This window comes from Mycobacterium florentinum, from assembly GCF_010730355.1.
In the GTDB taxonomy this organism is placed as follows: domain Bacteria; phylum Actinomycetota; class Actinomycetes; order Mycobacteriales; family Mycobacteriaceae; genus Mycobacterium; species Mycobacterium florentinum.
In genome coordinates, this window is record NZ_AP022576.1 from 4,167,051 (window position 1) to 4,186,846 (window position 19,796).

The window sequence follows — 19,796 nt, forward strand, 5'->3', positions numbered from 1 at the left end:
CCTGGCTTACTGTCGGTGTGGTGAGTCAGCTTTCCTTCTTCACAGCGGAGGCGGTGCCGCCCGCGGTCGCCGATCTGTGCGGAGTGCTGGCGGCCTCTGGCCAAATCGTGACGGTGGGCGCTACCGAGTCCCGTGGCGCCCGGCTCTCGGTTGTCGTGGATCAGCTCTGGCGCGCGTCGGCTCTGGCCGAGATGATCGCCGAGGCCGGCTTGGTCCCCGAGATCGGCCGCACCGACGAGGACACACCCCTGGTGCGCACCGCTGTCGACCCGTCGTTGACTGCGATCGCGGCCGAATGGACCCGCGGCGCGGTCAAGACGGTGCCACCGCGCTGGCTGCCCGGTCCGCGCGAGCTGCGGGCGTGGACCATCGCCGCCGGCACGCCCGAGGGCGATCACTATCAGCTGGGCCTGGATCCACACGCCCCCGACACCCATTCGCCGCTGGCGTCGGCGCTGATGCGGGTCGGGATCGCGCCCACCCTGATCGGCACCCGCGGCGGACGCCCGGCACTGCGGATCAGCGGCCGCCGGAGGCTATCGCGGCTGGTAGAGAATGTGGGGGAACACCCTGACGGCGACGAGGCATTGGTGCTGTGGCCCCGGATTTAGCCGCGCGACCCGGGAAATGCCGGCGGCCCGGATCCGGGATTCGCGGTTGCGGGTGACAGCACCCGGCACACAGGTTTGGCCCTCACTAGGACGTGCGCTTTCGGGGAGTCGGTTTGCGTCGGCCCGCCTTCGGGTGCGAAATTGTCAGGTGCCCGAGGGGAAGGAACGCCGACGTATCTGAATTTCAGCGGAATTTCGGACGTCTGCCTGTCATTCTTCCTGCAGGGCGGTCCCGAACCGGGGCCGGGAGAAGAGATGGAGCGTAAGCGCAGGTGGCTGACCCAACACTAGGCCGCGACAGCAGCGGCAATGGCAGCCGGAGGCGACTTGTCATCGTTGAGTCGCCGACTAAAGCGCGCAAACTCGCGAGCTATTTGGGCTCCAGCTACGTCGTCGAATCGTCGCGCGGACACATCCGCGACCTGCCGAGAGCCGCCGCGGACGTGCCCGCGAAGTTCAAGTCCGAGCCCTGGGCCCGGCTCGGGGTCAACGTCGACGCCGACTTCGAACCGCTCTACATCATCAGCCCGGAGAAAAAGAGCACGGTCACCGAGCTCAAGGGCCTCTTGAAGGACGTCGACGAGCTCTACCTGGCCACGGATGGTGACCGCGAGGGTGAGGCCATCGCCTGGCACCTGATGGAAACGCTGAAGCCGCGCATCCCGGTCAAGCGGATGGTATTCCACGAGATCACCGAGCCGGCCATCCTCGAGGCCGCGCAAAACCCCCGCGACCTCGACATCGACCTGGTCGACGCGCAGGAAACCCGGCGCATCCTGGACCGGCTGTACGGTTACGAGGTCAGTCCGGTGCTGTGGAAGAAGGTCGCGCCCCGGCTGTCGGCGGGCCGGGTGCAGTCCGTGGCCACCCGCATCATCGTGCAGCGCGAACGCGACCGCATGGCGTTCCGCAGCGCGTCGTACTGGGACATCATCGCCCAGCTGGACGCCAGCGTCTCCGACGCGAACGCGCAGCCACCCACGTTCACCGCACGCCTGACCTCCGTCGACGGATTGCGGGTCGCCAGCGGCCGCGATTTCGACTCGCTGGGCACGCTGCGCAAGGCCGACGAGGTCGTGGTGCTCAACGAGGCCCGGGCCACCGAGCTGGCCACCGGTCTGCGGGGTGCACAGCTGTCGGTGGCCTCGGTCGAGGAGAAGCCCTACACCCGGCGGCCCTACGCGCCGTTCATGACGTCCACGCTGCAGCAGGAGGCCGGCCGCAAGCTGCGCTTCTCGTCGGAGCGGACGATGAGCATCGCCCAGCGGCTCTACGAAAACGGCTACATCACCTATATGCGTACCGACTCGACGACGCTGTCGCAGTCGGCCATCAGCGCGGCGCGCTCGCAGGCCAGTCAGCTCTATGGCGACGAGTACGTGTCCCCGTCACCGCGTCAGTACACCCGCAAGGTCAAAAACGCCCAGGAGGCACACGAGGCGATCCGCCCGGCGGGCGAGACGTTCGCGACCCCGGACGCGGTGCGCCGCGAGCTCGACGGCGACGAGTTCCGCCTCTACGAGCTGATCTGGCAGCGCACGGTGGCCTCGCAGATGGCCGACGCTCGCGGGACCACGCTGAGTTTGCGGATCGCTGGTACCGCGGCGGGCTCGCAGGGCGATCAGCCGGTGGTGTTCTCGGCCAGCGGCCGTACCATCACGTTCGCCGGGTTCTTGAAGGCCTACGTGGAAACCGTGGACGAACTGGCGGGCGGTGAGGCCGACGACGCCGAGCGCCGGCTGCCCCACCTCACCGAGGGGCAGCGGTTGGCGGCCCTCGAGCTCACTCCCGACGGCCACGCCACCAGCCCCCCGGCGCGCTACACCGAGGCCTCACTGGTCAAGGCGCTCGAGGAGCTGGGCATCGGCCGCCCGTCGACCTACGCGTCGATCATCAAGACCATCCAGGACCGCGGCTACGTGCACAAGAAGGGCAGCGCGCTGGTGCCGTCGTGGGTGGCGTTCGCCGTCACCGGTCTGCTGGAACAGCATTTCGGCCGGCTCGTCGATTACGACTTCACGGCGGCGATGGAAGACGAGCTCGACGCGATCGCGTCCGGCAACGAGCAACGCACCAACTGGCTCAACAACTTCTACTTCGGCGGCGACCACGGTGTGCAGGACTCGGTGGCACGCGCCGGTGGGCTCAAGAAGCTCGTCGGCGTCAACCTCGAAGGCATCGACGCCCGAGAAGTCAACTCCATCAAGCTGTTCGACGACGCAGAGGGCCGCCCGGTCTACGTGCGGGTGGGCAAGAACGGACCTTACCTGGAGCGCACGATCACCGGCGACGACGGTGAGACAAAGCCGCAGCGGGCCAACCTCAAAGACGAACTGACCCCCGACGAGCTGACCATCGAGGTGGCTGAGGAGCTCTTCGCCACCCCGCAGGAGGGCCGCTCGCTGGGCGTGGACCCGCAGACGGGCCACGAAATCGTCGCCAAGGACGGCCGCTACGGCCCGTATGTGACCGAGGTGCTCCCCGAGTCGCCGCCCGACGACGGTGACGCGGCCCCGGCGAAGAAGGGTAAGAAGCCCACCGGCCCCAAGCCCCGCACCGGCTCGCTGCTGCGCACGATGGATTTGCAGACGGTCACGCTCGAGGACGCGCTGAAACTGCTGTCGCTGCCGCGGGTGGTCGGAGTCGATCCTGCCAACAACGAGGAGATCACCGCACAGAATGGCCGCTACGGCCCATATCTGAAGCGCGGCACGGATTCTCGCTCGCTGGCGACCGAAGAGCAGATGTTCACGATCACGCTCGACGAGGCGCTGAAGATCTATGCCGAGCCGAAACGCCGTGGCAGACAAGCTGCTTCGGCCCCGCCGTTGCGCGAGCTGGGCAATGACCCGGTCTCGGGTAAGCCAATGGTGGTGAAGGACGGCCGATTTGGGCCGTATGTGACCGACGGCGAGACCAACGCCAGCCTGCGCAAGGGTGACGACGTGCTGTCGATCACCGACGAGCGCGCGTCCGAGTTGCTGGCCGACCGGCGGGCCCGGGGTCCGGCCAAGCGGCCCGCGAAGAAGACCGCGCGCAAAGCCCCGGCGAAAAAGGCCGTCAAGCGCAGTTAGCGCCCGGGCATCACATAATTTTGCTGGCTACATCTTCGGTGGCAGCCTGCGGTGGCGAAACCGTCGGCGGGACAGCAAGATTCAACGGCCGGGCCAGCTGAGTGGGTGCAGCGCGACCGCGTAGCTCGACGACCTCGCCGACGTCCCAGCACAAGGCCTCGGCGTCCAGCGCGCCGCTGACCGCGATCGCCGACGCGAGCACGTGGCCCGGCTCCAGCTTGGCCAGCTCGGTCAGCCGCGCCGCCTCGTTGACCGGGTCGCCGATCACGGTGTACTCGAAGCGCGCCTGGGCGCCGATGTGGCCGGCGATGGCCCGGCCCGAGGACACCCCGATGCCGAAGTCGGCGCCGCCGATCACCGGCAGGAGTTCGTCGTGCAATTCGCGGGCCGCGGCCAGCGCACCCCCGGAGGCGTCCGGGTGCTCGATCGGCGCGCCGAAGATCGCCAGCGCGGCGTCGCCCTGGAACTTGTTGACGAAGCCGCCGTGGCGGCCGACGGTGTCGACGACCACCCGGAAGAACTCGTTGAGCAGGTGGACCACCTCGGCGGGCGGCCGGGTCGCGGCCAGCTGAGTGGAGCCGACCAGGTCGACGAACAGCACCGCGACGTCGCGCTCCTGCCCGCCCAGCTCGGTGCCGCGCTCTAGCGCCCGGCGCGCCACGTCCTCGCCGACGTAGCGGCCGAACAGGTCGCGCAGCCGCTGCCGCTCGGACAGGTCGCGGACCATGTCGTTGAAGCCGGCCTGCAGCAGGCCCAGCTCGCTGGCGTCGTAGATCTGCATGTGCGCGTTGTAGTTTCCGCGCTGCACCTCCGAGAGCGCCCAGCGCAGCTGGCGCAGCGGGTCGGCGATCGACATGGCCACCAGCAGGGTGCTGATCAGGCCGACGCCCAGCGCGGTCAGGGCCAGCAACAGGATCGGATTGAACAGGCTCTCCGGCTCGGCATGCAGCAGCGAAACCTTGTCGGCCACGACGGCCAGCACGATCGCCAGCAGCGGCACCGCGGTGGAAAGCATCCAGGTCAGGATCTGGCGCAGGATGACGCCCGGCGCCTTGACGTTCTCCGGCACCCCGCTGCGCAGGGCGGCCACGGCCACCGGCCGCAATACTCGTTCGGACTGCAGGTAGCCGATGATCGCGGTCGCCGCGGCGCCCAGCGCGGTCGCGACCGTGACGACGGGCGCGGCGAACCGGGCCACCGACCAGCTGGCGACGACGAACACCACGCCGCCGATGCACCAGTACACGACCGTGCTCAGGGTGCGGTAGTACGGCATGCGCAGGGCGCGGCTACGGGCCAGCTCGGTGGCGGCCGGATCGGCGTCGGCGAGCATGTTGTCGCGGCGCTGCCAGCGGAACACCGGCATCAGCAGCCGGAGGTTGACCACCACGCCGACGAGAAACAAGATCACCAGCGTGCTGGCGAAGATCGCCAGGTTGAGCGTCGGCAGATCCTGCAGTTGAATACGGTCCTGCGGAGGAAGGCCGTAGCGCAGGAATCCGAGCACGAACAGCGCGCCGATGATGTCGGCCTGCAGCATGCTCAGCGAGAACAGCGGCCACGGAGTGCGCACCACCCACCGGACGAACGCGCTGATTCGCCCGGGCAGAGCACCCGGTGTTGCCACCAACCCACCGTATCGGTCGGCAGGGACACTTCGGTAACCCTTAATTGCTTCGGCAAGTCGCCGGATCCTGGCGAAACGTCGGAAAAGATCACGGAATTGTCGCGATACGGTAGCCGTCGGGTAGACGTCGGTCCGTCTCACTAGTGTTGCCGGTGATGTCCGGAGTGTTTACGCGGCTGGTAGGCCAAGACGCCGTCGAGACCACGCTGCTCGCCGCCGCGAGGGCGGCCCGAAGTGATCCCGATCACAGCGATGGGGACCACGGGACTATGACACATGCGTGGCTGATCACCGGCCCGCCGGGTTCGGGACGATCGGTTGCCGCGCTGTGCTTCGCGGCCGCCCTGCAATGCACGTCCGCCGGTGCCGACGGCGGCCCCGGTTGCGGCCAGTGCCGCGCCTGCACGACGACGATCGCGGGCACCCACGGCGACGTCCGCCGGGTGATCCCCGAGGGCCTGTCCATCGGCGTGGACGAGATGCGCGCGATTGTGCAGACCGCGTCGCGGCGCCCCACCACCGGGAACTGGCAGATCGTAGTGGTCGAGGACGCCGATCGGTTGACCGAAGGTGCCGCGAACGCGCTGCTGAAGGTGGTCGAGGAACCCCCGCCGTCGACGGTGTTCCTGCTGTGCGCGCCGTCGGTGGATCCCGAGGACATCGCGGTCACGCTGCGGTCGAGATGCCGGCACGTCGCGTTGGTGACCCCGTCGACCGAGTCGATCGCGCAGGTGCTGGTCGACAGTGACGGGCTGAGTGCCGAGACGGCGAGCTGGGCGGCGTCGGTCAGCGGCGGACACGTGGGGCGGGCGCGCCGGCTGGCGACCGACCCGGAGGCCCGGGAGCGCCGCGAGCGCGCGCTGGGCCTGGTGCGCGACGCCGCGACCCCGGCGCGCGCCTACGCCGCCGCCGAGGAGTTGGTGGCCGCGGCCGAAACCGAGGCCGTCGTATTGACCGCTGACCGTGCGGAGGCCGAGATTGAGGAGCTGCGCACGGCGCTGGGGGCCGGCGGCACCGGTAAGGGCACCGCCGGGGCCATGCGCGGTGCCACGGGTGCGATCAAGGACCTCGAGCGGCGGCAGAAGTCCCGCGAGACCAGGGCGTCGCGCGATGCGCTGGACCGGGCGTTGATCGACCTGGCCACCTACTTCCGCGATGCGCTCGTAGTTTCCGCCCAGGCGGGCGGGGTGCGGGCCAACCACCCGGATATGGCCGAGCGGGTGGCGGCGCTGGCCGCGCACGCCGCGCCCGAGCGGCTGCTGCGCTGCATCGAGGCGGTGCTGGAGTGCCGCGAAGCGCTGGCGGTCAACGTCAAGCCCAAGTTCGCCGTCGACGCGATGGTGGCCGCCATTGGGCAGCAACTGCGGGACTGAACGCGTTTGGGCGCGTGCGCCCGGCTGCCGTAGACTCGTGCCGCCCAGCTTGAGGGTGCGCCGCCTTAGCTCAGTCGGTAGAGCGATTCACTCGTAATGAATAGGTCGGGGGTTCGATTCCCCCAGGCGGCTCCATCAATCACGGTGACTTGTGCTCGAATCCGTTTGCCAGGTCTGCCTACTTGAACTCCGGTATCCTCACCCGCGATGACGAGCGTCAGCGTGATTTGCCCGACCTATCAGCGCAGCGCGCAGCTGCGGCAGATGATCGGTTACTACCGGGCGCAGACATTCGACGGCGCGTTGCAATTGCTGATCCTCGACGACAGCCCGGAATCCGATGAATCCCTTGCCGGCGATGAATATCGAAGCGACGGAATTCATTACCTCCACCGGCCCGGCGACCGCATGTCGATCGGGGCGAAGCTCAATACGCTGATGGAACAGGCGTGCGGGGATGTGTTGATGCGCTTCGACGACGACGACTATTATTCGCCGGCCTATGTGGAGCGGATGCTGGCGCTGCTCGGCGACGACGATTACGTCACCTTGAGCGGTTGGTTCGCCCACAGCCCGATCCACGACAGGTTCTGCTATTGGGAATCGGATGTGTTGTGGCCCGTGCACTACGTCCTGTCACCGCATGATCCGTTCGTGCCGGTGTCGACGCACGGTGTGCTTCCAGAGTCGTCGCATATGCAGGCCACCGGTTACGGGTTCGCCTCCGCCTGGCGCCGGACGGTGGCCGACGCGGTGCGTTTCCCGGATCAAGACCACGGCGAGGACGCGCAATTTTTCGAAGAGGCCGTCAATGCCGGCTTCCGGGCGCGTTATCTGCCCGACACCGAGGGCTTGGCACTGCATATCGTCCATCGCAACAACATCTCTCGAGCGTTCCCGCAGTACGTGCTGCCGGACTTCATGCTCGGTCACTATTTTCCCGGCTACACCCCATCCGCCGGCGAAGGCGGATTTGCCGGAGTTTCATTCGCTGAATCCCATTGAGTGACGCCGGCGTCGGGCGGCGACATCGACTCACCGTGAGTTGAGTCACCATCACCCGCATTGGGGCAGCCTTTCCGCCGCGCCCGCGTTGAGAGACTTAGTCGCCGCACCAGGAGGTGGCGCCGGATTTCGAGCGAGGCCGAGATGCTGCACAACAACGAATCCCACTACCCGATCGGTGAGGCGGTGTGGGCCGTCGCGGGAATCCTCCTGCTATTCGCCTTCGGCGACGTTTTGGTCTTGCTGGCTCTCGCGCTTGTGATCGCGGGCATCGGCGCCGCCTGGTTGTCCTATCGCCAGGTGCAGCGTGACGAGCGGGGCGATGACGACCTGGCTCCCGTCACCCGGATTCACCCTGCGGCGGTGGCCCACCGCGACCTGAACGCGGCGCCATGGCAGGGGCCCAGCGCCGCATAGGTGTAGCGCGCAGTTAAAACCCCAGCGTTCTAAGTCCTCGTCACACACTGGTGCCAGGTGACAGGGTGGACCATGTTCCGCGTGCTGGTCATCGGCGTGATATTCGTCGGAATGGCTTCTGCGCCAGGCGATATCGCGTGGGCGAGTGGGCCCGCGGGGCGCTGGCAGGTACCCGAGGACCTATCGCCGGCCAAGATCGACGCCAGCTTCAAGTTCGTCACCTATGACTGTGGGACTCAATCGCCCATCCGGATCGTGGGTGAGGATTCGACCATCACCTTGAACGGGTCGTGCGGCGAGGTCGACGTCAGCGGCGCTGCCAACACCGTGAACCTGCAAACCGTTGCCGTCATCAACGCCACCGGGATGGGCAACCACATCACCTGGGAGAACGGTCCGGGCGGCACCGTCCCGCGAATCAGCAACCCGGGGCACAACAACGACATCCGGGGACCCGGCGGCTTCCAGGCCGGCTAACGCGGCGCCGAGTGTGACGCCACAGTCACGTTCGGTCCCCGACTCAGGCCGGCGCCAGAAAACCGATCGGCCCCGACGCGATGCACAGCGCCAGCGCGGTGGTGTCGGCCCGCACCATGATCGCGTCGCCCGCGCCCGGCAGCCGGGCGTATACCCGGTTGAGGCCGGGGTGCACCGGAACCTTGACGTAGGGCCCCTCCGGCAGCGAGACCGTCATCGAACCGTCGCTGTTGGCCAGGTAATTGAGTTCGACGGTCCAGTCGGCGGGCAGCAGCGGACCGTCGAGCACCATGCGCGCCGGCGAATCGGGCTGCGCGAAATAGCCACACTTGGGCATCGGTCCGGGTTTGATGGTCCTAATCCAGGTGACCCGCGCCGGGATCAGCCGACCCGCACTGTCGAACATCCGCAATTGCGTTGTCGCCGTGGCGAATTCCGGACGATCGCGCAGCAGGGCGAACATGTGGCTGGCCAGATTCTCCGGGTACACCACGCGTTGCAGGATCAGCGGATCGACCTCCTGATCCAGCAGCGGTGCGGTTGAATTCGCGTGGGCTGCAGCCAGACTGGCTTGTGCATTGCGCAGATATGTCTGGGTGGGGTTGTCGCGCCAACTGGTCAGGAACGTCGCCGTCGAATACAGGCTGCTGGCCACGAACAACACGGCCAAACCCGTTGCCGCAATGGCGCGTCGCGGTGACGCGTCCAGCCAGCGAGCCCCCAGCGACCGGTTCGGTGCGCACAGCCCGACGGCACCCAGCAGCGCCAGCACGACAACGAGATCCGGTAGATAGCGCAGGGTTTGGGCGAGCTCCAGCGCGGTCAACTTCGACGAGCGCATCAGATAGATCGGCACCTGACACGCCACGGCGTAACCGGCCGCCGTCAGCCACACCGGGCCGAGGCGTTGCTTGCGGATCAGCGACAGCGCCAGCACCGCGATCAGCACCAGCCAGCCCAGCGCCATCGCCAGCGGCGGGGGAGTGGCCCACGGGGAGGCCGGTGCCCAGCGGTCCCAATGCCAAGGCCCACCGGCCAGCCCCGGCACGATGCCGTGGGTGATGGACCGCGACAGCAGATCTCCGGTCATCGCGAGGTCGGAACTCCATCGCTGCTGATTGACCACCGCGAGGTAGAGCGCCACCCAGGCCACCGTCAGGATCAGCGCCGCGACCCACAGCCGCAAGGCCCCGCGCCAGGCGGTCAGCAGCGCGGAGCCCTCGCCGCGCACATGGCCGAGCAGCGCGGTCACGGCGAAGGCGACGAACGGAATCACCGCCGCCTTCTCGAAGAACAGCAACCCGCCCAGGTAGACCAGCACGCCGGTCAGCGCGTAGCGCTGGTTGCCGGTGCGCACCAGCAGCACCGCGTCGGCACACACCCAGGCCAGCGCCGCCAGCATCGGCAGCGAGTTCAGCGCCGCGGCCCACCACGCGAACCCCGGCACCCCCAGCGGGGTGAAGAGCGCGAACGTCAGCGGGATCAGCAGCACGCGACGCCAGCCGAGGATCACGTACAGGGCGCGCAGCAGCGCCAGCGAGGCCAGCAGCTGCAGCACCACCAGGCTGATCGCGGGCCCGGTCCAATCCAGCGGGGCCAGCCGGATCAGCACGCCGGCGATCAGGAAAGCCGCCGGCATCACGTGGCCGTCGTGGTCGTCGAACAGGTACGACGGCGACAGCAAGCCCTGCGTTCCGGCCTTCCCGATCAGAATCAGATCGTCCCAGTAGAAGTAGCCGCCGAAGGCCAGCACCGCCCGTATCGCCAGCGCAACCACGATCAGCGCGGCCGCCGCGAGGGCGACCTTCGGCATCCGGGTCACGGCGGCGGGCATGGTTATTTCTTACCGGTCGGTATGGTGGGCCGGTGCGCGCACTGGTTACGGGGGCAGCCGGGTTCATCGGGTCGACGCTGGTCGACCGCTTGCTAGCGGACGAACATTCGGTGGTGAGCCTGGACAATTTCGCGTCGGGCAAGGCCCGCAACCTCGAGCATCTCGCCGACAATCCCGACCACGTCTTCGTCGAGGCGGACATCGTGACCGCGGACCTCGAAGCGATTCTCGACGAGCACCGGCCCGAGGTGGTGTTTCACCTGGCCGCCCAGATCGACGTGCGGCACTCGGTGGCCGAACCGCAGTTCGACGCCTCGGTCAACGTGATCGGCACGGTGCGACTGGCCGAGGCCGCGCGTCGCGCCGGCGTCCGCAAAATCGTGCACACCTCGTCCGGGGGATCCATCTACGGCACCCCGGCGCAAATCCCGACGCCCGAGACCGAGCCCACCGATCCCTGGTCGCCGTACGCCGCCGGAAAGGTGGCGGGCGAGATCTACCTGAACACGTTTCGGCACCTGTACGGCGTGGACTGCTCGCACATCGCGCCGGCCAACGTCTACGGCCCGCGCCAGGACCCGCACGGTGAGGCGGGCGTGGTGGCGATCTTCGCCCAGGCGCTGCTGTCCGGTAAGCCCACCAAGGTTTTCGGGGACGGCGGCAAGACCCGCGACTACGTGTTCGTTGACGACGTCGTGGACGCCTTCGTCAAAGCCTCCGGCGAGGCCGGCAGTGCGCAGCGCTTCAACATCGGCACCGGAATAGAGACCTCCGACCGTCAACTGCACACGGCGGTGGCCAAAGCCGTTGGCGGACCGGACGATCCGGAATTTCACCCGGATCGCCTCGGCGACCTTCAGCGGTCCTGCCTCGATATCAGTTCAGCGGCAGCGGTTTTGGGCTGGCGACCGCGGGTGGAACTCGAAGAGGGCGTGCGCCGCACGGTCGAGTTCTTCCGGCACACCCAGACGGGCTAGCTCGGCTCCGGCGCCTGCGCGCCCTCCAGCGCGACGGCCCGGGCGAGGCGCGCGTAGCGCAACTCCAAGTCCTTGAACCGCATATAGGTGCTCAGCGTGGTGAAGCTGAACGCCATGATCAGCGCGTAGAGCATCAGGTCGGTGCCGCGGCGCACCCCGAACCAGTGCGCGACCACGGTCGTGTCGTCGGGCCGCAGCACGGCGTAGATACCGCCCAGCACAAAGAAGACGTAGCCGACCTTGACCCAGGCCTTCGACCGCGAGCTACGGCGCGACCACAGCAGATAGATCAACAGCGCGATGATCGATCCGATCAGCAGCACCTGGATCCAGTTCATCTTTCGGTCCTTCTCATCTCGGAATCCTTCCTCGCAGGAACCCGTCGAAAATGATGTTGACGCCGTTGAGCAAGGGCTGACCCTTCGACATCGAGTAGTCGGTGTACAGCACCTCAACCGGCTGTTCGACTACGCGCCAATGGTTTTCGGCGACCAGCATGATGAATTCGTTGGCGTGGCTCATCCCACTCATCGTGATGTCCAGCCCGTCGGCCACCGTCTTGTTGAACACCCGCAGCCCGTTGTTGGTGTCGGTCAGGCCGAGTCGGCGACCGCGTGGGCTCAACCGCGCGGCCGTCTGCAGCACGATCCGTTTCAATAGTGGCGGCCGGCTGCTCTCCAGCCCGCCGAACCGCGTTCCGATCACGATGTCGACGTCCTCGGCGACGAGCCGGTCGACCATCGCGGACACGTCTTTGACGCGATGCTGCCCGTCGGCGTCGAACGTCGCGAAGATCCGCGCGCCGGGCTGCTTGCGCGCGTACTCGACGCCGGTCTGAATGGCCGCACCCTGCCCCAGGTTGACCGGATGGCGTACCAGATGAGCCCCGGCCCGCCGGGCGATTTCGCCGGTGTCGTCGGCGCTGCCGTCGTCGACGCAGACGACGTGGTCGAAGACCGACCGGACATCGGCGACCACCTCACCGATGACGGTGGCTTCGTTGAAGGCGGGAATGACGATCCAGACGCCTTGGTAATCCGTTTCGATGTGAACAGGGTAGCCAGGATCAGCCGGTTAAGCGCCCGGCGCGCGCCAGCGCCACCAGGTGAACGCCGATTCCCACCAGCGGGCCGCACAGCAGCGCGACCACGGTGCGGGTCTCCAGCGGGAGCGGCAGCAGCAGCAACAGCCCCGACGCCGCGGTGGCCCCGACCCAGCCCAGCGCATACGCCCGATGCAGCGCGGCGGCCACGGCCGCGGCACCGGTGAGCGTCAGGATGGCGATCGACAACGCCGCGCCCGTCAGCCACGCCAACAGGGCGCTGCCGGCGTCGTACTGGGCACCGAAGGCGACCCGCAGCAGCCACGGGCCCACCAGGCCGGCCGCCAGCACCCCGATCGCGCCGATGCCGCCGATGATCGCCGCCGGGGCGAGCAGTGCCCGCAGCCGGTCGCGGCGTTCGTCCACGAAATGTGCGATCAGGTTGCCCTGCATGGCGGTCAACGGCACCAGCAGCGGCGCGCGGGTCAACGTCACGGCCAGGATGATCACACCGCCTTGTGCCCCAAGCTGATTCGAGGTCAGCTTGAGCAGCACCGGGAATCCCATCACCAGGATCGCGCTGGCGCCCGCAGCGGTGACCGAGTGCGCGGCGCCCCGCAAGAACGTTGCGGTGTTGCCGGGTGTCAGCAGCCGGGCCGCCGCGCGGGCCGTGGGCGAGGCGACCAGGATGGCCAGCCAGGCCACCGCGCCGGCCACCGTCGCCCACAGGAAGCCGGTCAAACCCCAGCCGAGCACGAACGTGGCCGCGGCGATCGTCACCCGCATCACCGCGTCGGTCACCATCAGCGCCCCGTACTGGGTCCACTGGTCGGTGCCGGCCAGCATGCCGAGCAGGGTGGCGTGCAGACAGAACCCGGCCAGGCCGACGGAGAGCAGCGCCACCGACAACCAGCGTTCCTCCACGAACACCCGCCCACTCCACAGTGGCGAGCTGCCCGCGATCACGACGGCCGCGGCGACACCGACCATCGCGGCGACGCGCAGCGGGTGGTTGCGGAATTCGGGGTCCGGCAGCACATCGACGTAGCGGGTGGCGCGGACCTCGCGAGTGGTTTCCTGCAGCAGGCCGAACGCGGCCCCGGTGACCAGGCCGAATGCGCCCCAAAACACCCCGAACACCGAGAATCCGCTCGGCGCCAGGTCACGAGCCGCCAGATAGATCACCGCGTAACCGCACACCGCGGTCAGTGCGGTCGCGGCGCCGACTCGAGCCACGCTGCCGCGCGCCACCGGTCCCTGGGACGCCCCGGCAGCCCCCAATGGGGACGCCGCACCGCCGACTTCGGTCATCGGGGCGGCGCTATCGGCATTTGAAAATAGTAAGTGCGCTGTCGTCTTGGCTGGCGGTGGCAACCGCCTTCGCTCTAGTGTGAGCGGCTGTCTAGGAAGGACCCATGGCCGCAGCTCGCATCTTCGGGATTTCGCTGTTAGTCACGTTGACGGCTCTCGCACTCGGATTTGCCCACGGCGGGCTCAATGCCCTGTTTCTTCTGATAGCCCTGGGCATCCTCGAGGTGTCGTTGTCCTTCGACAACGCGATCATCAATGCCGCCGTGCTGAAGCGGATGAGTCGGTTCTGGCGGCAGATGTTCCTGACGATCGGGATTCTGATCGCCGTGTTCGGCATGCGGCTGCTCTTCCCACTGCTCATTGTCTGGGCGAGCGCGGGCATCGACCCGGTTCAGGCGCTGCACCTGGCGCTCAACCCGCCGCCGCACGGCGCACTGGAATTCGCTGACGGCTCACCCAGCTACGAAAAGCTGGTGACTTCGGCCCATCCGCAGATCGCGGCGTTCGGCGGAATATTTCTGCTGATGCTGTTCCTGGATTTCATCGTCTACGACCGAGACATCAAGTGGCTCAAGTGGATTGAGGCCCCTTTCGCCCGGATTGGTCGTCTCGCCGAGGTCTCGGTGGTGGCCACCGCCGTGGTGCTGGTCCTGGTCGGCACGCAGTTGACCCACTCCGGCAAGGACTGCGCGACGGTGCTGACGGCCGGGCTGCTGGGCCTGGTGACCTATCTGGTCGTCAACGGATTGAGCCAGGCGTTCCGGCCGCCGGGTGTCGACGACGCCGAGGCCGCCGCGCCGGTCCTGGCGGTGGGCAAGGCCGGCCTGACGCTGTTCCTGTATCTCGAGGTGCTGGACGCGGCCTTCTCGTTCGACGGGGTCACCGGTGCCTTCGCGATCACCTCGGACCCCATCGTCATCGCCCTGGGTCTGGGGTTGATCGGCTCGATGTTCGTCCGGTCGATCACCATCTACCTGGTCCAGCAGCAGACGCTGGACCGCTACGTGTACCTGGAACACGGCGCGCACTGGGCGATCGGCGCGCTGGCGGTGATCATGCTGCTGTCCATCGAGCACCGCTACCAGATCCCCGAGGTCGCCACCGCCTCGGTCGGAGTGGTCTTCATCGGGGCGGCGTTCGGGTGGAGCGTGCTGCGCAACAAGCGCGAGGCGCAGACCACCTGAGGCGGCTATGCCTCGATTTGCCCGACTCCTCAGCGGGCCGTTGCACGGCCCGCATCGTCGCCGGGCTACGCCTCGATTTGCCCGACTCCTCAGCGGGCCGTTGCACGGCCCGCATCGTCGCCGGGCTACGCCTCGATTTGCCCGACGATGCGCCGTTCGATGTCGGCCCGCGCGCGAGCGGGCAGCACGATGAGGCCGTCGAGCTCCCTGCCGGCCCGCGCGTAGGCAATCTGGCGCTCCTCGCGGGTGGCTCCCTCGTCCTGCGCCAGGTCCAGCAGGTGCCGGGCCCGGGCCAGCCGCTGCTGATCATCTTGCGCGAAGTCGCTGCGGCGCCGGCGAATTGCCTCGGCCTCGGCGATCTCGAACGCGCTGATGTACTCGTGGACCGCATCGCGGTAGTCCAGGTACGCCGATCGATCGCCGGTGAAATCCTGGGGCCCTTCCGGGCGCAACAGGTCTGCGCGCCGCTTCGCCTTGTGGAAGGCGATGGTCAGCGGATCGCGCATATTCGTCATCAGCGGGAAATCCAGCAATTTGGCGACGTCAACCTCGTACTCCAGCCACTGCGCGTCGGTACGAGCATGTGCCGCAATGAGTTTCGTGAGATCCCGCCGCGAGCTTTCCTCGTCGTCGCGCACCCGGCCGGACGCTTGCGCCACGGCGATCTTGGTCTGCTGTTTGAGCCGGTAGCGTTCCATGCGTCGCTCGGCCCGACGCTCGTTGGCGGCGACCACCGCCCTGACGCCGGTGCCGACCGCACCCGCGAACGGGAAGATCAGCCACCAGAAGTTCGCGGCGAAATGGAGCACCGGGGTCACCCCGCCAGGATGCCACCGAGGATCGGCGCGTGGGGTTGACGCGATTACGCCGGCAGCGTTAGTGCCCTTCGGCCTTGAACCGCTCGATCGAGCGCTGCACCTCGGCCTCGGCTTCGGCGCGGCCGACCCAGTCCGCCGCCTTGACGTACTTGCCCGGTTCCAAAGCCTTGTACTGCGTGAAGAAGTGCTTGATGACGTCGAGCTCGTAGGCCGGCACGTCGCCGATGTCCTGGATGTGGTCCCAGCGGTGGTCGCCGGCCGGAACACACAACACCTTGGCGTCGCCGCCGGCCTCGTCGGTCATCTCGAACATGGCCACCGGCCGCGCCTCCACCAGCACGCCGGGGAACAGCGGCTGCGGCAACAGCACCAGTGCGTCCAGCGGGTCGCCGTCCTCGCCCAAGGTGTCCTCGATGAACCCGTAGTCGGTCGGGTAGACCATCGAGGTGTACAGGTAGCGATCGAGTTTCACCCGCCCCGTCTCGTGATCGACCTCGTACTTGTTTCGCTGGCCTTTCGGGATCTCAATGACCACGTCGAATTGCACTGTCTCGGCTCCTTTGAAGAGAGAAGTCTGGGTGGACCCGGGTAGATCGGTTCGTCGCGGATCACCCTAGTCGAGCGAGTTTCGGCAGATTCGGCAGAATAGGACCAAACAGTCAGGAGAGTGATGGGTCGTACTCGCTGGCGGAAATCCACCCAGGTGTTCATCGGATTGGCCGTGCTGGCGTTCGTCGCCGCCGTAGTGGCCGCGGCAACGTTTTTCACCTCGGGCGGACACGGCAGCAGCGGTGCGCACGTCGCGGTGCCGCCGCCACGGGCACCGATCGTGAAGCCGGGAATGGTGCCCGTCGCCGACACCGCCGAGACGCCCTCGGCCGCTGCGATGGCGGCCGTGCTGGCCCCGGTGGCCGCCGATCCCAATCTCGGCCGGCTGGGGGGCCGGATCACCGATGCCCTCACCGGCAAGGAGCTCTGGCAGGTGGCCGACGACGTGCCGTTGGTGCCGGCGTCGACCAACAAGGTGCTGACGGCGGCCGCGGCGTTGCTGACGCTGGATCGTCAGGCCCGCATCAGCACCCGCGTCGTGGCCGGCAGTCAGAACGCCCAGGGGCCGATCGTGCTGGTGGGTGCGGGTGATCCGACGCTGTCGGCGGCGCCGCCCGACGTGCCGACCTGGTACCGCGGTGCGCCACGCATCAGCGACCTGGTCGAGCAGATCCATCGCAGCGGCATGACGCCGACGACCGTGCAGGTGGACACCTCGGCGTTCAGCGGCCCAACGATGGCGCAGGGCTGGGATCCCACCGACATCGACAACGGCGACATCGCGCCGATCGAGTCGGTGATGATCGACTGCGGCCGCATCCAGCCCAGCACCGTCAACTCGCGGCGGTCGAAGACTCCGGCGCTGGACGCCGGGCGGGAGCTGGCCAAGGCTCTCGGTCTGGATCCGGCCGCGGTGACCATCGCCTCGGCGCCGTCCGGCGCCCGGCAGCTGGCGGTGGTGCAATCGGCACCGCTGGTCCAGCGGCTCGGCGAGATGATGGATCACTCCGACAACGTCCTGGCCGAATCCATCGCCCGTGAGGTGGCCGCGGCGATCAACCGGCCGCGCAGCTTCGCGGGCGCGGTCGACGCGGTGACCAACCGATTGAGCACCGCGCACGTCGACACCACCGGCGCCACGCTGGTGGATTCCAGCGGGCTCTCGGTCGACGACCGCTTGACGGCCAAGACCCTCGACGGCACCGTGCAGGCCGCCGCGGGGCCGGACCAGCCGTCGCTGCGGGCGCTGCTGGATCTGCTGCCGATCGCCGGCGGCAGCGGGACGCTGGCCGACCGCTTCCTCGACCAGGCGACCAATCAGGGACCGGCCGGCTGGTTGCGTGCCAAGACCGGCTCGCTGACCGCTATCAACTCACTGGTCGGCGTCGTCACCGACCGCACCGGGCGCGTGCTCACGTTCGCCTTCATCTCGAACGCCGCCGGCCCGAACGGACGCAACGCGATGGACGCCCTGGCCACGCGGCTGTGGACCTGCGGGTGCACATGAGCGCCCCGCCCGACCTGACCCTTGGCACCGCCGTCGACTGGCAGTTCGCGGCGACGGTCGGCGTTCGGCTGGCCCGGCCCGGACCGCCCGCCAGCGCGTACACCCGCCGTCAGGCGATCGACGAGCTCGCGAGTTCGGCGACCAAAGCCGAACCACTGGTGCGTGATGTGACGGGCCTCGCCACCAACGGCGAAGTGCCGGCCGCCCGCATCGTCGACCGTGGGGAGTGGGTCCGCGCCGCCGCGGACTCGATGCGGGTGATGACGAACGGAACCGAAAAGCCGCGCGGATTTCTCACCGGGCGGCTGACCGGTGCGCAGACCGGCGCCGTGCTGGCGTTTGTGGCGTCCGGGATCCTCGGCCAGTACGACCCGTTCTTCGCCGACAAAGAGGGCTGCCTGCTACTGGTGTACCCGAACGTCATCGCCGTCGAGCGCCAGCTGCGGGTCGATCCGGCCGATTTCCGGCTGTGGGTTTGTCTGCACGAGGTGACGCACCGGGTGCAGTTCACCGCCAACCGCTGGCTGCCCGACTACATGTCGGATTCGCTGGCGCTGTTGACCCGCGACGCGGGCGACGACATCGGCGAAGTGGCCGGCAGGCTGGCCGAGTACGTGCGCAACCGCGGCCTGGGCACGCCCGACGCTTCCGCGTCAGGCATCGTCGGGCTGGTGCGCGCCGTTCAGTCCGAGCCGCAGCGCCAGGCGCTCGATCGGCTGCTGGTGCTGGGCACCCTGCTCGAGGGCCACGCCGACCACGTGATGGATGCCGTCGGACCCAAGGCGGTGCCGTCGGTGGCCGCCATCCGCGGCAAATTCGACGACCGCCGTCATCGCAAGCCGCCGCCGCTGCAGCGCCTGATGCGTGCGCTGCTCGGCCTGGACGCCAAGCTCAGCCAGTACACCCGCGGCAAGGCGTTCGTCGACCACGTGGTGGGCCGGGTCGGGATGGAGCGGTTCAACACCGTCTGGTCCGGCCCCGAAACACTGCCGCTGCCCGCCGAGATCGAAGACCCCCAGCGATGGATCGACAGGATCCTGTAGGACAGCTGCGCGCGGCTGTCGAGGCGTTCGCGACGACCTATCTGGTCACCGGGGACCAGTGGGGTGTGGCGCTGTCGGGCGGCCCGGACTCGCTGGCGCTCACCGCGGTCGCGGCGCGGCTGCGGCCCACCACCGCGCTGATCGTCGACCACGGCCTGCAGCCCGAGTCGGCCGCCGTCGCCGAAACCGCGCGTACCCAGGCCATCGCGTTGGGATGTGTTGACGCCCAAGTCATTTGCGTGCAAGTGGGCAATGACGGCGGTCCCGAGGCCGCGGCGCGCGCGGCTCGCTACGCCGCGTTGAGTGCCTACCAGCCCGGCCCGGTGCTGCTTGCCCACACCCTCGACGATCAAGCCGAGACGGTGCTGCTCGGCCTGGGTCGAGGCTCTGGAGCGCGCTCGATCGCCGGTATGCGCCCCTACGATCCGCCGTGGTGCCGGCCATTGCTGGGGGTCCGGCGGGCCACCACGCATGCCGCCTGCCTCGAGCTGGGCCTGACCGCGTGGCAGGACCCGCACAACAGCGACCGTCGCTTCACCAGGGCCCGGCTGCGGCACGAGGTGCTGCCGCTGCTCGAGGACACCCTCGGCGGCGGGGTGGCTGAGGCGCTGGCCCGGACCGCGACGGCGCTGCGGGAGGACACCGAGTTCATCGACACCCTGGCGGCCCAGGCGCTGCCCGGTGTGCGGGCGGACCCCGGGCTGCAGGCTCAGGGGTTGGCCACGTTGCCCGACCCGGTGCGGCGCCGGGTGATCCGCGGCTGGCTGCTGGCCGGCGGGGCGACCGGCCTGACCGACAAGCAGATCCGCGGGGTGGACGCGCTGGTCACCGCCTGGCGCGGGCAGGGCGGGGTGGCGGTCGGCTCGGATCTGCGGGGCGAGCGGCTGATCGCGGGGCGGCGCGACGGCGTGCTCACCTTGCGGCGAGAGCCTGTGTAAAAGTCCGCA

Annotated in this window: 18 protein-coding genes and 1 tRNA gene; 12 read left to right on the plus strand and 7 right to left on the minus strand. The window is 68.4% G+C overall.

What is annotated here, in order from left to right; all coding sequences use genetic code 11:
* Positions 1–20: 20 nt before the first annotated feature.
* Complete coding sequence (locus G6N55_RS19710) at positions 21–611, plus strand: hypothetical protein (RefSeq protein WP_085223232.1); 591 nt, start codon at positions 21–23, stop codon at positions 609–611.
* A gap of 272 nt (positions 612–883) precedes the next feature.
* Entirely contained in the window at positions 884–3,685 is a 2,802-nt protein-coding gene (gene topA, locus G6N55_RS19715; protein WP_085223181.1) for a type I DNA topoisomerase, read from the plus strand.
* 10 nt (positions 3,686–3,695) lie between these two features.
* On the opposite strand, the gene G6N55_RS19720 is transcribed toward topA, so the two are convergent.
* A complete protein-coding gene (locus G6N55_RS19720) occupies positions 3,696–5,378 on the minus strand; it encodes an adenylate/guanylate cyclase domain-containing protein (protein ID WP_139826922.1) in 1,683 nt (560 codons plus the stop codon).
* Positions 5,379–5,467: 89 nt separating this feature from the next.
* Between G6N55_RS19720 and G6N55_RS19725 the strand changes: the two genes are divergently transcribed.
* The 5 genes from G6N55_RS19725 (at position 5,468) to G6N55_RS19745 (ending at position 8,584) form a co-directional block, all read left to right on the plus strand.
* Positions 5,468–6,685: a DNA polymerase III subunit delta' gene (locus G6N55_RS19725; protein ID WP_085223234.1), complete on the plus strand. Its 1,218-nt coding sequence runs from the start codon at positions 5,468–5,470 to the stop codon at positions 6,683–6,685.
* 59 nt (positions 6,686–6,744) lie between these two features.
* Positions 6,745–6,820, plus strand: a tRNA-Thr gene (locus tag G6N55_RS19730).
* Between the two features lie 72 nt (positions 6,821–6,892).
* Positions 6,893–7,690, plus strand: a complete 798-nt coding sequence (locus tag G6N55_RS19735; RefSeq protein WP_085223184.1) for a glycosyltransferase family 2 protein — start codon at positions 6,893–6,895, stop codon at positions 7,688–7,690.
* A gap of 144 nt (positions 7,691–7,834) precedes the next feature.
* Positions 7,835–8,107 carry a hypothetical protein gene (locus G6N55_RS19740; RefSeq protein ID WP_085223185.1) on the plus strand — a complete coding sequence of 91 codons (273 nt, stop codon included), beginning with the start codon at positions 7,835–7,837 and terminating at the stop codon, positions 8,105–8,107.
* 57 nt (positions 8,108–8,164) lie between these two features.
* The gene (locus tag G6N55_RS19745; protein ID WP_139826915.1) at positions 8,165–8,584 is read left to right on the plus strand and encodes a DUF3060 domain-containing protein; all 420 of its coding nucleotides are present in this window, start codon (positions 8,165–8,167) and stop codon (positions 8,582–8,584) included.
* Positions 8,585–8,627: 43 nt separating this feature from the next.
* Here the strand turns inward: G6N55_RS19745 and G6N55_RS19750 are convergent, their stop codons facing one another.
* On the minus strand, positions 8,628–10,418 hold the full coding sequence (locus G6N55_RS19750) for a hypothetical protein (RefSeq protein WP_085223188.1): 1,791 nt from the start codon (positions 10,416–10,418) through the stop codon (positions 8,628–8,630).
* A gap of 32 nt (positions 10,419–10,450) precedes the next feature.
* Between G6N55_RS19750 and G6N55_RS19755 the strand changes: the two genes are divergently transcribed.
* The gene (locus G6N55_RS19755; RefSeq protein ID WP_085223190.1) at positions 10,451–11,395 is read left to right on the plus strand and encodes a GDP-mannose 4,6-dehydratase; all 945 of its coding nucleotides are present in this window, start codon (positions 10,451–10,453) and stop codon (positions 11,393–11,395) included.
* Here the strand turns inward: G6N55_RS19755 and G6N55_RS19760 are convergent.
* The 3 genes from G6N55_RS19760 to G6N55_RS19770 are packed head-to-tail and all read right to left on the minus strand — an operon-like array spanning position 11,392 to position 13,748.
* Complete coding sequence (locus G6N55_RS19760) at positions 11,392–11,733, minus strand: DUF2304 domain-containing protein (protein WP_085223191.1); 342 nt, start codon at positions 11,731–11,733, stop codon at positions 11,392–11,394. The two genes, G6N55_RS19755 and G6N55_RS19760, sit on opposite strands and share 4 nt — an antisense overlap.
* 13 nt (positions 11,734–11,746) lie before the next feature.
* A complete protein-coding gene (locus tag G6N55_RS19765; RefSeq protein WP_085223193.1) occupies positions 11,747–12,442 on the minus strand; it encodes a glycosyltransferase family 2 protein in 696 nt (231 codons plus the stop codon).
* 19 nt (positions 12,443–12,461) lie between these two features.
* Entirely contained in the window at positions 12,462–13,748 is a 1,287-nt protein-coding gene (locus tag G6N55_RS19770; RefSeq protein WP_085223195.1) for a hypothetical protein, read from the minus strand.
* Between the two features lie 104 nt (positions 13,749–13,852).
* Between G6N55_RS19770 and G6N55_RS19775 the strand changes: the two genes are divergently transcribed.
* Positions 13,853–14,932 (plus strand): DUF475 domain-containing protein, encoded by a 1,080-nt coding sequence (locus tag G6N55_RS19775; protein ID WP_085223196.1) that lies wholly within the window; start codon positions 13,853–13,855, stop codon positions 14,930–14,932.
* A 125-nt stretch (positions 14,933–15,057) separates the two neighbouring features.
* On the opposite strand, the gene G6N55_RS19780 is transcribed toward G6N55_RS19775, so the two are convergent.
* Positions 15,058–15,750, minus strand: coding sequence for a hypothetical protein (locus tag G6N55_RS19780; protein ID WP_085223198.1), 693 nt, complete (start codon positions 15,748–15,750; stop codon positions 15,058–15,060).
* Between the two features lie 58 nt (positions 15,751–15,808).
* Positions 15,809–16,297 (minus strand): inorganic diphosphatase, encoded by a 489-nt coding sequence (locus G6N55_RS19785; protein ID WP_085223199.1) that lies wholly within the window; start codon positions 16,295–16,297, stop codon positions 15,809–15,811.
* Positions 16,298–16,420: 123 nt separating this feature from the next.
* Between G6N55_RS19785 and dacB the strand changes: the two genes are divergently transcribed.
* The 3 genes from dacB to tilS are packed head-to-tail and all read left to right on the plus strand — an operon-like array spanning position 16,421 to position 19,787.
* Positions 16,421–17,806 (plus strand): D-alanyl-D-alanine carboxypeptidase/D-alanyl-D-alanine endopeptidase, encoded by a 1,386-nt coding sequence (gene dacB, locus G6N55_RS19790; protein ID WP_139826916.1) that lies wholly within the window; start codon positions 16,421–16,423, stop codon positions 17,804–17,806.
* Positions 17,803–18,849 carry a zinc-dependent metalloprotease gene (locus G6N55_RS19795; RefSeq protein ID WP_085223236.1) on the plus strand — a complete coding sequence of 349 codons (1,047 nt, stop codon included), beginning with the start codon at positions 17,803–17,805 and terminating at the stop codon, positions 18,847–18,849. The genes dacB and G6N55_RS19795 overlap by 4 nt, the downstream gene beginning before the upstream one ends.
* On the plus strand, positions 18,828–19,787 hold the full coding sequence (gene tilS / locus G6N55_RS19800) for a tRNA lysidine(34) synthetase TilS (RefSeq protein WP_085223201.1): 960 nt from the start codon (positions 18,828–18,830) through the stop codon (positions 19,785–19,787). The genes G6N55_RS19795 and tilS overlap by 22 nt, the downstream gene beginning before the upstream one ends.
* The last annotated feature ends 9 nt before the right edge of the window (positions 19,788–19,796 follow it).

Bases quoted from the DNA above. Each gene is read 5' to 3' on its own strand.
- G6N55_RS19725 (WP_085223234.1), top strand. From the start codon at position 5,468: ATGTCCGGAGTGTTTACGCGGCTGGTAGGCCAAGACGCCGTCGAGACC.
- G6N55_RS19735 (WP_085223184.1), top strand. From the start codon at position 6,893: ATGACGAGCGTCAGCGTGATTTGCCCGACCTATCAGCGCAGCGCGCAG.
- G6N55_RS19740 (WP_085223185.1), top strand. From the start codon at position 7,835: ATGCTGCACAACAACGAATCCCACTACCCGATCGGTGAGGCGGTGTGG.
- G6N55_RS19750 (WP_085223188.1), bottom strand. From the start codon at position 10,418: ATGCCCGCCGCCGTGACCCGGATGCCGAAGGTCGCCCTCGCGGCGGCC.
- G6N55_RS19760 (WP_085223191.1), bottom strand. From the start codon at position 11,733: ATGAACTGGATCCAGGTGCTGCTGATCGGATCGATCATCGCGCTGTTG.
- G6N55_RS19770 (WP_085223195.1), bottom strand. From the start codon at position 13,748: ATGACCGAAGTCGGCGGTGCGGCGTCCCCATTGGGGGCTGCCGGGGCG.
- G6N55_RS19775 (WP_085223196.1), top strand. From the start codon at position 13,853: ATGGCCGCAGCTCGCATCTTCGGGATTTCGCTGTTAGTCACGTTGACG.
- dacB (WP_139826916.1), top strand. From the start codon at position 16,421: ATGGGTCGTACTCGCTGGCGGAAATCCACCCAGGTGTTCATCGGATTG.
- G6N55_RS19795 (WP_085223236.1), top strand. From the start codon at position 17,803: ATGAGCGCCCCGCCCGACCTGACCCTTGGCACCGCCGTCGACTGGCAG.
- tilS (WP_085223201.1), top strand. From the start codon at position 18,828: ATGGATCGACAGGATCCTGTAGGACAGCTGCGCGCGGCTGTCGAGGCG.